We start from the raw sequence: 14,311 nt of genomic DNA on the forward strand, positions 1-14,311 counted from the left end.
GCTCTGAAGGACCGTCACAGCGTGGTCTTGAAGGTGAAGACCACGAAACCGCGGTCCGTGAGCAGCGAATTGGCGCCGCCGCTGGAGGTGATCTGGGCAGCCGGGTTGGCGGTGGTTTCGCCAATGAAGTCCACGTACTTCAGATCGAAGCGGTACTTCGAATGCAGGTCGATGGCCACGCCCAGGGAATAGCTGCCGGCATCCTCGTTGCCACCCAGTACTACGGCGGAGTTGCCGCTCAGACCCTGCGAGTAGCTGATCGGCAGCGACAGATCGGCGCCCGGGAAGACCTGGTACTTGGTCGGATTGAAGTTGATGGCCAGGCCGTAGAAGTCCTTGGTCACCTTGTCCGCCGGGGTCACCGGCGTGCCGGCGGGGCCGATGACCGTGTAGTTGCTGCGACCCTTGAAGACGGCGGCGTTTTGCGTGACGTCGCTCCAGTGGTTCCAGACCAGCTCCATGATCAGGTTGGCCGAATCCCACACCGGCGACTCGGCGAAGGTGGCGAAGCCGTTGAGCACGCCGTGCCAGGTGTTGCCGCGCGCGCCGCCGCTTTCGCCTTCCGCAGGCGGGGCGAACAAGCTGCCCGGCGGCAGGACCGCCGCAAACGGCGCGAACGATGCCGGCAACACGCTGACGGTGTCGCTGAGCAGCGGCATGTCCTCGCGGTAGTTCAGGTCCGCGCCGAAGCTGACGCCCCACAGGTTCTTGGACAGGCTCAGGCCGTAGATCTTGATGTCGTCGGCGTAAGCGGCGGCATAGCGACCGATGGTGCCGCCCACGACTTCCGGTACGGTCGCCGCGGACGGGTTGATGTAGCAGGTGGTCGAGGTCGGCGGGCCCAGCGGCGCCGCGCCCAGTGCGCGGCACAGGCCCGGGGGCGTGCCGGGTCGTACCGCCGGGGTGGCGTTGCCCTGCGGCAGGATGTCGGCGGTCTCGCGGTAGTAGGCGCCGAGCGTGCCGTCGAGCCACTGCGGGCTCCAGCGCGAGGAGATGCCCCAGTCGCCGTGCTTGTCCGGATCGCTGTCTTCGCCGCGCACCAGGCGGTTGACGCCCAGCGGGTTGGCCGCGGTCACTGCCGCTGCGCCGAAGATGAAGGACTCGCCGCCGCGCAGCAGATGATCGTTGAAGCCGAGGAACGAGCCGGACTCGGGGATGCGCGCCTGCTCCCAGTCGAAGAAGTACTGGCCGGCGAAGGAGAGCTCGGGCGTGGGCTGGACCTGGAACGAGACCGCTTCGCGCGGCAGGAACAGCTCCTTGGCTTCGGTGCCCGGCACCGAGAACAGCTTGCCCAGGTCCAGCGCCGACTGGCCGTAGCTCAGGCTGTGCACCGGATTGAGCATGGCCTCGCCCCAGAACACGGTGTGGCGGCCCGCCTTGACGTTGACCGGCACCCCGCCGATATCGAACTTGCCGAACACGAAGGCGTCGAGGATCTCGCCCGACGGGCCGTGGAAGTAGCGGTCGGTCTCGTCGCTCAGGCCGAATGCCGCCCGGCCGTTGACCAGGTGGTTGGACGAGACCAGGTGGTCGTTGTCCAGGTCTTCATAGGCTGCGTCGTACCAGCCGGCGCCGCTGACGCGGAAGCCGAAGCGGTCCTGCCAGATGAGGTCGAACTCGCTCAGCAGGTCGAGGCGCTCGGACACCATGCCGCGATCGAAATTGCGGTCGCCATCGTCGAAGTTCGGGCTGTTGATGATCTCGCGATCCTGGCCCTCGACACGATTGGCCAGGTTGACGCGGATCGTGTTGTCCCAGCGCAGGACCAGATCCGGGTTGCCGGTGTTGATCTCGATGGCCCCGGCGCTGCCGGTGGCCGCGAGCGACGCCACGATCATGGCGCTGAGCAGGCGCTTTGACGTCTTAGGTGACGCCTTCTTTACATGCAATGACTTCAAACTCACCCCTCCCCCTGTTGTGATCCAAAAACCCGCCCGGACCGGCGTTTTAAGCGCCGCGAAATTCCCGGACGGGGAGCCCCTCAAAGGAGGCGATTGCGTTGGACTATAGCTAGGGCGGTGGCGCGGCTCTTACCAGATTGAGACACTGGCTTATCATTTCAGGACAAGGCGATCAGCTGCCCGCCGGACAGTTCTGTGAACAGCTTGGCCTGGGTGAAGATGGTTCATCTGCGCGGCTCAAAACCACCGCCACCGCCGCTCAGTACTGGCGCAGTGCTGACCTATTTCTTCGGTCGCTGTCGCTTGTGACTGCTTGGCCGCTGCCGCGCTGTTCCCTGTCCCATACATCTCGCTTGCAAGACTTGGCGCTGGCGAAGACGAAATCGTGCCGCTCATGTCGCGCCCCATGCGGCCCTTGCGCCGGATACCTGCTGGATCCGCAAGGACGAGCCCATGGCGCCGTCGAGCTGCTCGCAGACGGCCGCTGGCTAACGCGGGTCGGCTTGCTGTGGTCGGAGCGGTTGCAGCACGAGGCGGTGGCGGGCACGCCCCGCCAGGCACGGCGGTGGGTGCAGGCATGGCTACACGCCCAGATGCCGCGGATCAACCGCGCACGGCCCATCATGCCTGGTCTGCGGGAAATCGCCCCAAACCAAGGCGGCATGCGCGAAAGTTGAGGGAGAAATGACGGTAGGGTATTAGGCGCAACCAAGCGGGCCTTGGCGAGGGGCAAGGTGAGCGCCAAACTTTTGGGAAGAAACATGCTGTTCTCCGACTATTGCCGAACCAATGACAGTCCCAGGCGGAATGAAGAATCGCAATTTGCGTTTCTGGATCGTTCGGCGCGTCCCGAGATAGAGCGCGCGCGTGAAATTCTGTCCGTGTGTCTCACGCACTTTCCAGAGAACGACGCCGACGAGCTTATGGCAAGAATCCAAAGCGGTGACGACGTCCTTTTCGCATCGGCCACTTTCGAGTTGCTGCTGCATGAAGGACTGAAACGCCAAGGATATGCATTGCGGGCGCATCCCGAGGTGCCAGGCAGTCAAAGACGACCGGACTTTCTCGTAACAACCCCGCTCGGCGACGAGTTCTATTTGGAGGCGGTACTCACGGCCGAGAAGGGCAGGGTTGTGGCTGGTGCGCGCAAGCGGATCGGGGTCGTTGAGGATGCGCTTGCACGTCAGCCTCATCCAGACTTCTATGTGTTCTTGAGCGGAAGTGGCGCTCCGAAGACGCCACCCAAAGCGGCCAAATGCTTGGCCGATATACATGAATGGCTCGATTCTCTGGACCCGGATCAAGTTACGGCCAACCGGGAGTCCGGCTATCCGCATACGACATGGAGCCATGATGGCTGGAAGCTTGGGATTACCGCCATCCCACTACCGCCAGAACGGCGAGGGACGAGCACCACTCTGGTGGGTGGGATGAGCACGGGAGCCCATATGGTTGACGCGCGATCATCGCTGCGCGAGGCGGTCATCTTCAAGGCTGGGCGGTACGGCGATCTTGATCGACCATTACTTATCGCCGCCAACTACGACTCCGTATTTCTCTCCTACCACGATGAAGTTGATGCCTTGTTCGGGGACGAACTGATTACGTTACGTGTCGGTGATGTCGATGCCCAACCATCGATTACCCGAGTGCCGAATGGAGCTTGGCGGGATCCGAAGGGGCCGCGCGGGCGGCGTGCGTGTGGTTTGTGGAGTTTTAGGGGCTTGAATCCCTACAACTTGGCGACATGTCAGCAGTTGATCTACTTGCACCCTTGGGCACGTCGGCCCATGCCGACCGAGATGCGGATGTTCCCGCATGTCGAGTTGATCGAGGATTCGCTCAGGTTTTCAGATGGCTTATCACTACGCGATGTGTTCGGCTTGGCAGAAAATTGGCCAATGTCTTCTCAGACTGCTTAGGCCAGGGAGCGAACCTGCGGGGCGTCCGCTGAGCGCCGCCGCGCTTCATGCGGCCAAACTGTGCTCGTAATAAGGGCGGAAACGATCGTCGAGGATCGCGTACAGGGCGGCGAGGTTTTTCGGGTCCGGGCTGAGCCAGGAGTCGACGTACTCGGGCTTGATCGGAATGATGCAGCGGTCGTGGCCGGCAGCCGCGACTTCCGGCGGCGGGTCGTCGGTGATCGCCGCGAACGACTGCAGCTCGGGCTCGTTATTGCGATCGCGCCAGTGCGACCACAGGCAAGCCACCAGCATGTCTTGCGGCTCCGATGGCCGGAACTCGAGCACGACGCTCTCGTCCTTTTCGCCCGGCGCCAGCTCGCGACCCTCGGCTTTGTGCCGGCTGACGTTCTCGTAGAAGGCGCTGACCACGGTGATGCCGTGGGTGTAGCCGAAGGTGCCGCCCCAGAAGCCCTCCAGGTTGTCGCGGCGGGCGTTGTAAGTGCCGGGGTAGAGGCGGTCGTAGTCGGCGGACTTGCCGGCCAGCCGGCACTGGTAACGCATCGGTTTCACCACGCGCCGCCCGTTCTCGACGATCAGCACTGGGGCGTACCAGCCCGGGAAGATCCGCTCGTCCTCGTCGATCAGGTTGGTGCGGCGATGCCCTTGGCCCACTCGATCTTGTCGGTCGAGATCCGCAGGTCTTCCTGCGCCTTCTTCGTCGTCTTGGTCTGCAGGGTGCGCTCGGCATCGGCGCGGCGCTTGGTCTGCTTGAACAGTTCCTGCTCCAGCTTGGTCGCCTGCTGGGTGTTGAACTCGTCGATCAGAGCGCGGATCTCCCGCTCGTCCTCGGACTGCGGATTGGCGAAGGCGGCGTCCATGGCCTTGGGGATCTTGATCTGGGCGCTGGCCTTCCGTTCCCAGTACAGGCGCACGAAGTCGCGGATGCTGATGTCAGCGCCGTACGCTTTCACGTACTTGCGGTAGTCCTGGCGGATCTGGGCGGAATAGCACATGGCCGAAATATACCCCCGGAGCTGTCGCACCAGATGAGACGGAGGCGGTCTGCAACTGCATTGCAGCATCGACACCCATCGGCGAGGATGAGAACTTCCGCTGCCCGCCACTTGGAGTGCCCATGGCCCAGATGACCGACCCCTCTCTGGCCATGGCATCGTTTCAAGAAGAACTCCGACAGAGCGGCGTTGAGTTGGAGCGCGGCCGCATTGATCCCGAAATCCATGTATTTGCCGATAACGCGGACGGGAGGCCGAGGCTCACCTACGTGCGGCTGCAAGGTCGAACCGTCACCGCTTACGCCAGCTTCGTGATCGGGGATCCCATCGACGACTCACCTTGTTTCCAGGTTGGCTACGCGGTGCCGGCGAAGTATCGCAACCAGGGGCGTGCGCGGGATGTGCTTCGCGCCGCCATTACGGAGCTCCAGAACGGGTTTGCCGGCAATCCGCCTTTTTACGTCGAGGCGGTAGTAGGCGTTGACAATCCGGCCTCGCAGCGCGTGGCCGAACAGGTGCTGTCTACCGAGCCGGAAACCATTACGGACCGAGTGTCAGGATTACCGGCTCTCCACTATGTTCGGAAGGTCGAGACCGGCGTACAGCGTTAGATGCCTGCGAGGTGGAGTCAGCGAGGCAGGCCAAGCGGTTTTGTTATCGTTCGGCCAGCCAAGCCTCCTCCGCCCGATGGCGGTGGCGCGAAACAATGGCGCGACGGGGATGGCGGCAATGCCAGTGAAGAAAACCACCAAAACTACGGCAAAGGCTAAGCCTGTCCAGAAGGCGCTTGATGCCTTGGTTTTCATCGACACCAGCGTGCTGCTGGATTTTTGCGGTCAGCAGAGGTGCCGATCTCTGAATTGAGACGCCGATCAGGCATTATTGCGAAGACGGTGCCACAAAAGGCGATGACCGTGCTCACCGACCGCTCTGCGCGGGCCGTCGGCTATGCCCGTATCCCGCCCGTCCAGGTGCGTAAGGGCACCAACGATCAAAAGTTTTTTCAGATGCGACGACATTTTGCCTGCGAATAAGGAACCACCATGGATTCGACCCAGCTCAGCTGGATCACCAATTTCATCTGGGGCATCGCCGACGATGTCCTGCGCGACCTCTATGTCCGCGGCAAATACCGCGACGTAATCCTGCCGATGACGGTCCTGCGCCGGCTTGACGCTGTGCTCGAGCCAAGCAAGCAGGCCGTGCTGCAGATGAGGGCCAATCTTGACAAGGCCGGCATCGCCAACCAGGACGCCGCGCTACGTCAGGCCGCAGGGCAGGCGTTCTATAACACCTCGCCGTTCACCCTGCGCGACCTGCGCAACCGTGCCAGCCAGCAGAAACTGCGCGCCGACTTCGAGGCCTATCTGGAAGGTTTCTCGCCCAACGTGCAGGACATCCTCGACAATTTCGAGTTCCGCAACCAGATCCCGCGCCTGTCAAAGGCCGACGCGCTGGGCACGCTGATCGAGAAACTGCTCGATCCGGCGATCAACCTCGGTCCGGAGCCCGTGCGCGACGCCGACGGCAGAATCCGCCAACCCGCGCTCGACAATCACGCGATGGGCACCGTGTTCGAGGAACTGGTGCGCCGCTTCAACGAGGAGAACAACGAGGAGGCCGGCGAGCACTGGACCCCGCGCGACGCCGTCAAGCTGATGGCGCGATTAATCTTCGATCCAGTTGCCGACCAGGTCGAATCCGGCACTTACTTGCTGTACGACGGCGCATGTGGCACCGGTGGCATGTTGACGGTGGCCGAGGAAACCCTGATGGAGCTGGCGGCCGCACATGCCAAGCAAGTGTCAGTGCATCTATATGGCCAGGAGATCAACGCCGAAACTTACGCCATCTGCAAGGCCGACCTGTTGCTGAAAGGCGAGGGCGACGCCGCCGACAACATCGTCGGTGGCCCGGAGCATTCCACATTGTCCAACGACGCCTTCCCCGGGCGCGAGTTCGATTTCATGCTCTCTAATCCGCCATACGGCAAGAGCTGGAAAAGCGACGCGGAACGCATGGGCGGCAAGGGAGGCATCAAGGACCCGCGCTTCCTGATCGAACATAGCGACGATCCCGAGTACTCGCTGATCACCCGTTCCAGTGATGGCCAGATGCTGTTCATGGCCAACATGTTGAACAAGATGAAGCAGGGCACCCCGCTCGGCAGTCGCATCGCAACCGTGCACAACGGTTCCAGCCTGTTCACTGGTGACGCCGGGCAGGGCGAGAGCAACATCCGCCGCTGGATCATCGAGAACGACTGGTTGGAAGCCATCGTCGCCCTGCCGCTCAACATGTTCTACAACACCGGCATCGCTACCTACATCTGGGTGCTGGGCAACCGCAAGCCGGCTCACCGCAAGGGCAAGGTGCAGCTGATCGACGCCACGCAGTGGTTCCGCCCGCTGCGCAAGAACCTCGGCAAGAAGAACTGCGAGCTTTCGCCCGACGACCTCGAGCGCATCATCGATACGTTTCTGCGCTTCGAGGAAACCGAGCAATCAAAGATCTTCGACAACGCTGCGCTTGGTTACTGGAAGGCTACGGTCGAGCGTCCGCTGCGCTTGGCCGGCATCGAGTCGGACCGCGCCTACACGCCGAAGGAGATCAAGGCCCTGAAGGATGCCTGTGAACGCCGCGAGGACGCGTCCCCGGTCATCCGCAAGATCCACAAGAAGGGCGCCACGGCCGATCCCGTGCGCGGACTGTTCGCCGTCACCCTCAACGGAAAGCCGGCCGTGGTGGAATACGAGCCCGACCCCGATCTGCGCGACACCGAGCAGGTGCCGTTGCTGGAGACAGGCGGCATCGAGGCATTTCTGCAACGCGAAGTGCTGCCGCACGCGCGCGATGCCTGGTACGTGGCCGACAGCGTCAAGACCGGCTACGAAATCAGCTTCACCCGCTACTTCTACCAGCCGGCGCCGTTGCGCACGCTGGAGGAGATCCGCGCCGACATCGCCGCGCTGGAGCGGGAAAGCGAGGGCCTGCTGGCCGACATCATCGGAGCCCGCACATGAGGCGGATCGAAGGTCACGCCAAGGCCGTACGCGACGTGCTCTCCGGCAAGCGCTATTCCATCGACTACTACCAGCGCGAATATCGCTGGCAGCGCAAGCAGGTCAAGGAATTGCTCGAGGACCTGTCCGAGCAGTTCCTCAGCTATTACGACGGCGACCACGAGCGCAAGGCGGTCGCCCAGTACGGCCATTACTTCCTCGGTTCCATCATCCTTAGCCAGCGCGACTCGCAGTTGTTCATCGTCGACGGCCAGCAGCGCCTGACCACGCTGACGCTGCTGTTGATGCTGCTGCAGGTCCGCCAGGGCGAGCGCCCCGACCGGGTCAAGCTGGAAGACCTCATCTACGTCGAGAAGTATGGCGAGCGCAGCTTTAACATTGCCGTGCCCGAGCGGGCCGCCGCGATGGAAGCCCTGTTCAAGGGCGATGCGCCGGATCTTGGTGCCGCGTCCGAATCCGTTCAGACCATCGTCGCCCGATTCAACGACCTGGGCGATCTGCTGGACGAGACCGATATCGACCACCGCGCCCTGCCGTTCTTCTGCGACTGGCTGGTCGACAACGTGCACCTGGTGGAGATTGCCGCGGCCAACGACGAGGATGCCTACACCATCTTCGAGACCATGAACGACCGCGGCCTTTCGCTCAGTCCGCTCGATATGCTCAAGGGCTACCTGCTGTCCAACATCACTGATGCCGACAAGCGCAATCTCGCCGCGACCGCATGGCGCGAGCGCATCGAGAGCCTGGGCAAGCTTGGCAAGGAAGAAGATGCTGACGCGGTCAAGGCCTGGTTGCGCGGCCGGCATGCGCAGACCGTGCGCGAGCGCAAGCGCGGCTCGGAAAACGAGGACTTCGAGAAGATTGGCACCGAGTTCCACCGCTGGGTCGGCGACCACGAGCAGGCGCTCGCGATCGGCACCAGCGCTGGATGTTTCGCCCTGACCCACGACGAGATGCCGTTTTACCTTCGCCATTACGAGCGCCTGCGCCGGGCGGCGCAGCAGCCGCTGCCCGGACTGGAGCCGGTCTACCACGTCGCCTGCTTCAACTTCACCCTGCAGTACCCGATGCTGCTTGCCGCGCTGGAGCGCGGCGACAGCCCCGCCGACATCGACCGCAAAATCCGCATCGTGGCGACGTTCCTCGACATATTGCTGGCGCGCCGCGCCGTCAATTACCTGTCGCTGACCTTCAGCGCGCTCAACTACACACTGTTCGGCGTCATCAAGGAGATGCGCGGCCGCAGTCCGCAGCAGCTCGCCGAACTGCTGACGGGCAAGCTGGCCGATTTCGGTGCCGACTTTGATGGCGCCAAGGACGGATTGCGCAAAGGCATGCAGCAGTTCTCGCTCAACCAGTGGTCCAAGCGCTACATCAAGGTTCTGCTGGCGCGCATGACCGCTTGGGTCGAGCAGCAGTCCGGGAAGCACGTCTCTGTCGCCGACTACCTGGTCGAGGGCAAGGGCCGCTTCGAGGTCGAGCACATCTGGGCCGACAAGCCGCGCCGCCACGCCGACGAGTTCGGCTCACCTGCAGATTTCGCCGAGTACCGCAACCGCTTCGGCGGATTGCTGCTGCTGCCCAAGAGCTTCAACGCCAGCTACGGCGCGCTGGCCTTCGACAAAAAGCTGCCGCACTACCTGTCGCAGAACCTGCTGGCGCGCTCGCTGCATCCGCAGTGCTATGCGCACAACCCCGGCTTCGTCCAGTTCGTCGCGCGCAGCGGCCTGCCGTTTGCGCCGCATGAGTCATTCCGCAAGGCCGACCTGGAGCGGCGCGGCGAGCTGTACCACCGTATCGCTGAGCGTGTGTGGAATCCCGATAACCTGCTGAGCGAGGTGGCGGGATGATTGCCGGACTAAAGCCGTATGCGAAGTCGAAGGACTCCGGTGTTGCATGGCTAGGTGGAGTGCCGGCCCATTGGAGCGTCTTGCCGAACCGCGCTGTCTTTTCGGAAGTGAAAGCGCGGGACAACGACAACGAGCAGATGTTGTCGGTAACGATCAAGCGTGGTGTCATCGAGCAGCGGCAGTTGCTGTCGGATAGCTCAAAGAAAGACAGCTCCAGGTTGGACAAATCCGCATACAAGCTCGTGTGCCCAGGCGATGTCGCGTACAACAAGATGCGAGCTTGGCAAGGTGCTGTAGGTGTTTCTGAATTGCGTGGAATTGTTAGTCCCGCTTATGTCGTCATGCGGCCGATTGGCGAACCCATTCCTCGCTACTTTCACTATCTATTGCGCACGCCCGCATTCGCGAAAGAAGCCGAGCGTTGGTCGTATGGCATCACCTCTGATATGTGGAGCCTTCGTCCTGAACACTTTAAGCTGATCTATTGTTGCGTGCCGCCGAAGGGGGAGCAAGCCGCCATTGTTCGGTTTCTCGATCATGCCGATCGGCGCATCCGGCGGGCAATTCAGGCCAAGCAGAAGCTGATCAAGCTGCTGGAGGAGCAGAAGCAGGTCATCATCCAGCGCGCCGTCACCCGCGGCCTCGATCCCTGTGTTCGTCTCAAGCCCTCCGGTGTCGAGTGGCTTGACGAAGTGCCGGCGCATTGGGAAGTAGTCGCCTTGAAGCGCGTACTGCGCCGCCTCATCGATTGCGAGCACAAGACTGCTCCTTATGTCGACGATTCTCACTTGAGAGTCGTGCGTACGGCCGCCGTCCGCAATGGCTTGCTCCGCCTTGCAGGAACATATGGCACTACATCCGATGGGTTCCGCGATTGGACGCGGCGCGGACTGCCTGAGCCAGGAGATGTCATCTTTACTCGTGAGGCACCAGTGGGCGAGGCCTGCGTCGTTCCTGAAGGTGTGCGCGTCTGCCTTGGGCAACGCACAGTTCTCATGAAGGTGAACCGGGAACGATACGAGCCGCAATTTCTTGTCCGTATGATCTATGCCGGTCCACCAGCTGCGCGAATCAGGGTTGCTTCGCAGGGATCGACGGTGGGACATTTCAACATGGACGACATTGGTTCGATGGCGATCTTTGCCCCCCCGATTGATGAGCAGCGTCTGCTGCTGCGCTACATCGCAGAACAAACAGAGCCGTTCGACAATGCGGAGAACCAGGTGCGTAGGGAGGTCGAACTGCTCCGCGAATACCGCACTCGCCTGATCACCGATGTCGTCACCGGCAAGCTCGATGTGCGCGAGGCGACGGCGCGGTTGTCCGAGGTCGACGAGGGCGCAGATGAGGAACCCGACGAGGACCCTGTTGGCGAGACCGAGGCAGGAATGGAGCCCGATCCTGCTGAAGCCGGGGACCTGTCGACATGAGGGTAGCGGGGGGGCGGATTTTATGTGCCACCTCCCGTTTGCGGGATGTAGTGACCACGTTGCCGTCGCCGAGGACGCCAAAAAAAGGGGAGTAATGCTGTGAGTCCGGGAAGCTTTACCGATATCAGCGAGCGGGGTCTGGAAGACCTGATCGTGGCCGCACTGACGACCACCAGCGGCGAGCGTGACGGCGGCGACATTGACTCTGCCAGCCTGCACGGCAGCGGCGGCTGGATCCTCGGCGACTGGCGCGACTACGAGCGCGAGTACGCTGTCGACCTGAAACAGCTGACCGAATTTCTGCAGGCAACCCAACCGGCAGTCGCGGAGGCGGCGCACCTGGCCGAGGATGGGCCGGTGCGGCGCAAGTTCCTGGCGCGGCTGCAGGGAGAGATCACCCGGCGCGGCGTGGTCGAGGTGCTACGCCACGGCATCCAGCACGGTCAACATCACGTCACCGCGTTCTACGCCTCGCCAACGCCCGGCAACCGCAAGGCGGAGGAACAGTTTGCGCTGAACCGTTTCAGCGTGACCCGGCAACTGCGCTACAGCCGCGAGGCGACGCAACTCGCGCTCGACCTTGCTTTGTTCATCAATGGCCTGCCGGTGGCGACGTTCGAACTGAAGAACAGCCTGACCAAGCAGACCGTCGGCGATGCGGTGGAGCAGTACCGCAACGACCGCGATCCACGCGAACTGCTGTTCGGCTTCGGCCGCTGTCTGGTGCATCTCGCCGTGGACGACGCGGAGGTGCGGTTCTGCACCGAGCTGAAGGGAAAGGCGTCGTGGTTCCTGCCATTCAACAGGGGTTGGAATGATGGCGCCGGCAACCCACCCAATCCGGCCGGGCTCAAGACCGACTATCTGTGGAAGCAGGTGCTGAGCCGCGCCAGCCTCACGGGGATCATTGAGAACTACGCGCAGATCGTCGAGAACAAGGACGAAAAGACCGGACGCAAGAAGCGTACTCAGATCTTCCCGCGCTACCACCAACGTGACGTGGTGATGGCGCTGCTGGCCGACGCGCAGGCGCGTGGGGCCGGGCGGCGCTACCTGATCCAGCACTCGGCAGGCAGCGGCAAGTCCAACTCGATCGCCTGGCTGGCGCACCAGCTGGTTGGCCTGCAAGGTAAGGACGACAAGCCGGTGTTCGACTCGGTGATCGTGGTCACCGACCGCCGCATCCTCGACAAGCAGATCAAGGACACGATCAAGCAATTCGCGCAGGTAGCGGCGACCGTCGGCCATGCCGACCATTCCGGCGACTTGCGCCGCTTCATCGCCAGCGGCAAGAAAATCATCATCACCACCGTGCAGAAGTTCCCGCACGTGCTGGACGAGATCGGCAGTGAGCACGCGGGACGGCGCTTCGCGATCGTCATCGATGAGGCGCACTCCGGGCAAGGCGGCAAGACCGCGCTGGCGATGAATCGGGCGCTGACAGGAACGGGCCGGGACACGGAGGAGGATGCGGAAGAATCCACCGAGGACCGGATCAACCAGCTGATGGAGGCGCGCAAGCTGCTGCCGAACGCCAGCTACTTCGCCTTCACCGCCACGCCCAAGAATAAGACCCTGGAGCTGTTCGGCGAACCGATGCCGCAGCCGGACGGGGTGGTCAAGCACCGTCCGTTCCACAGCTACACGATGAAGCAGGCCATCGAGGAACGCTTCATCCTTGATGTGCTGAAGAACTACACGCCGGTCAACAGCTACTACAAGCTGATCAAGAAGATCGAGGACGATCCGAAGTTCGACGCCAAACGCGCGAAGAAGAAGCTGCGCCGTTACGTCGAGAGCCATGACCATGCGATCCGGCTCAAGGCCGAGATCATGGTCGACCACTTCCATCAAGACGTGCTGGCGCGGCAGAAGATCGGCGGGCAAGCGCGGGCGATGGTGGTCACCAGCGGCATCGAGCGCGCACTCCAGTACTACCATGCGATCAATGACTACCTGGTCGAGCGCAAGAGTCCGGTCCGCGCCATCGTCGCGTTCTCGGGCGAGCATGAGTATGCGGGCAAGAAAGTCACCGAAGCCAGCCTCAATGGCTTCGCCTCCAGCCTGATCTCCGATCGCATCGCCGAGGACCCGTATCGGCTGCTGGTAGTGGCCGACAAGTTTCTCACGGGTTACGACGAGCCGTTGCTGCACACGATGTACGTGGACAAGGGCTTGTCCGGCATCAAGGCGGTGCAGACGCTGTCTCGGCTCAACCGCGCGCATCCGAAGAAGGATGAGGTGTTCGTACTGGATTTCATGAACGATGCCGACACCATCAAGGAGTCGTTCGAGCCGTACTACCGCACCACGCTGCTGTCCGAGGAAACCGACCCCGACAAGCTGCACGATCTGAAGAGCGCGCTCGACGACCACCAGGTTTACTCGGCGGAACAGGTGCTGCAGTTCGTCGAACTGTTCCTAGCCGCTGCGCCACGCGAACGGCTGGATCCCATCCTCGACGCATGCGTGGCGACCTACAACGAGCTGGACGAGGACGCGCAGGTCGACTTCAAGGGCAAGGCCAAGGCCTTCGTGCGGGTGTACGCGTTCTTGGCGGCGATCCTGCCGTACACGCAGGCGGACTGGGAGCGGCTATCGATTTTCCTCAATCGCCTGGTGCTTAAGTTGCCGGCGCCGAAGGAAGAGGACCTGTCACGCGGCATCCTCGAAACCATCGACATGGACAGCTATCGGGTCGAGAAACAGGCGGCGATGCGCATCGCGCTTCCAGACGCCGACGGTGCGGTCGATCCCGTGCCGGCGACCGGCGGTGGCGGCAAGGCACCACCCGAACTGGAGCCGCTGTCCAACATCCTTAAGGCGTTCAACGATCAATTTGGAAACGTCACCTGGGAAGATGCGGATCGCGTGCGTCAGCTAATCACGGAGGAGATCCCGCAGCGCGTTGCAGCCGATCAGGCCTATCGCAATGCGCAGGCGAACTCCGGCCGCGACAACGCCAGGGTCGAACACGACAAGGCGCTCGGACGCGTATTAATCTCCCTGATGAAGGACGACACCGAGTTGTTCCGGCAATACAGCGATAACGACGGTTTCAGGCGCTGGCTGGCGGACACGATCTTCGGGCTCACCTACAGGGCGCCTACAGATAACCGGCCGAGCCAGCGACTGGGGTGAAACCAGACCTGTTGTGAGTTCCACCGTGGCGCGCTATATACTGAAC

7 protein-coding genes and 1 pseudogene are annotated in these 14,311 nt (G+C 62.5%); 6 read left to right on the forward strand and 2 right to left on the reverse strand.

The annotated features are described in order from the left end of the window. Positions 1-14: 14 nt before the first annotated feature. Positions 15-1,838, reverse strand: coding sequence for a DUF1302 domain-containing protein (locus J2X06_RS08525; protein ID WP_310060818.1), 1,824 nt, complete (start codon positions 1,836-1,838; stop codon positions 15-17). An 824-nt stretch (positions 1,839-2,662) separates the two neighbouring features. On the opposite strand from J2X06_RS08525, the gene J2X06_RS08530 reads away from it, so the two are divergent. After that, a complete protein-coding gene (locus J2X06_RS08530; RefSeq protein WP_310060821.1) occupies positions 2,663-3,823 on the forward strand; it encodes a hypothetical protein in 1,161 nt (386 codons plus the stop codon). Between the two features lie 45 nt (positions 3,824-3,868). Here the strand turns inward: J2X06_RS08530 and J2X06_RS08535 are convergent. Then, a pseudogene (locus J2X06_RS08535) lies at positions 3,869-4,818 on the reverse strand (SOS response-associated peptidase family protein). A gap of 122 nt (positions 4,819-4,940) precedes the next feature. Here J2X06_RS08535 and J2X06_RS08540 point away from each other — a divergent pair. The 5 genes from J2X06_RS08540 to J2X06_RS08560 all read left to right on the forward strand — a co-directional run bounded on the left by J2X06_RS08540 (position 4,941) and on the right by J2X06_RS08560 (position 14,265). Then, complete coding sequence (locus J2X06_RS08540; RefSeq protein WP_310060823.1) at positions 4,941-5,429, forward strand: GNAT family N-acetyltransferase; 489 nt, start codon at positions 4,941-4,943, stop codon at positions 5,427-5,429. A 432-nt stretch (positions 5,430-5,861) separates the two neighbouring features. Further along, on the forward strand, positions 5,862-7,841 hold the full coding sequence (locus J2X06_RS08545; RefSeq protein WP_310060826.1) for a type I restriction-modification system subunit M: 1,980 nt from the start codon (positions 5,862-5,864) through the stop codon (positions 7,839-7,841). Beyond that, positions 7,838-9,694 (forward strand): DUF262 domain-containing protein, encoded by a 1,857-nt coding sequence (locus tag J2X06_RS08550; RefSeq protein WP_310060829.1) that lies wholly within the window; start codon positions 7,838-7,840, stop codon positions 9,692-9,694. The genes J2X06_RS08545 and J2X06_RS08550 overlap by 4 nt, the downstream gene beginning before the upstream one ends. Then, positions 9,691-11,124: a restriction endonuclease subunit S gene (locus tag J2X06_RS08555; RefSeq protein ID WP_310060831.1), complete on the forward strand. Its 1,434-nt coding sequence runs from the start codon at positions 9,691-9,693 to the stop codon at positions 11,122-11,124. The genes J2X06_RS08550 and J2X06_RS08555 overlap by 4 nt, the downstream gene beginning before the upstream one ends. Before the next feature lie 99 nt (positions 11,125-11,223). Next, positions 11,224-14,265 (forward strand): type I restriction endonuclease subunit R, encoded by a 3,042-nt coding sequence (locus J2X06_RS08560; protein ID WP_310060834.1) that lies wholly within the window; start codon positions 11,224-11,226, stop codon positions 14,263-14,265. Positions 14,266-14,311 lie beyond the last annotated feature (46 nt).

The sequence above is a fragment of the Lysobacter niastensis genome (assembly GCF_031457115.1).
Classification (GTDB): domain Bacteria; phylum Pseudomonadota; class Gammaproteobacteria; order Xanthomonadales; family Xanthomonadaceae; genus Lysobacter_J; species Lysobacter_J niastensis_A.

Bases quoted from the DNA above. Each gene is read 5' to 3' on its own strand.
- J2X06_RS08525 (WP_310060818.1), bottom strand. From the start codon at position 1,838: ATGATCGTGGCGTCGCTCGCGGCCACCGGCAGCGCCGGGGCCATCGAG.
- J2X06_RS08530 (WP_310060821.1), top strand. From the start codon at position 2,663: ATGCTGTTCTCCGACTATTGCCGAACCAATGACAGTCCCAGGCGGAAT.
- J2X06_RS08540 (WP_310060823.1), top strand. From the start codon at position 4,941: ATGGCCCAGATGACCGACCCCTCTCTGGCCATGGCATCGTTTCAAGAA.
- J2X06_RS08545 (WP_310060826.1), top strand. From the start codon at position 5,862: ATGGATTCGACCCAGCTCAGCTGGATCACCAATTTCATCTGGGGCATC.
- J2X06_RS08550 (WP_310060829.1), top strand. From the start codon at position 7,838: ATGAGGCGGATCGAAGGTCACGCCAAGGCCGTACGCGACGTGCTCTCC.
- J2X06_RS08555 (WP_310060831.1), top strand. From the start codon at position 9,691: ATGATTGCCGGACTAAAGCCGTATGCGAAGTCGAAGGACTCCGGTGTT.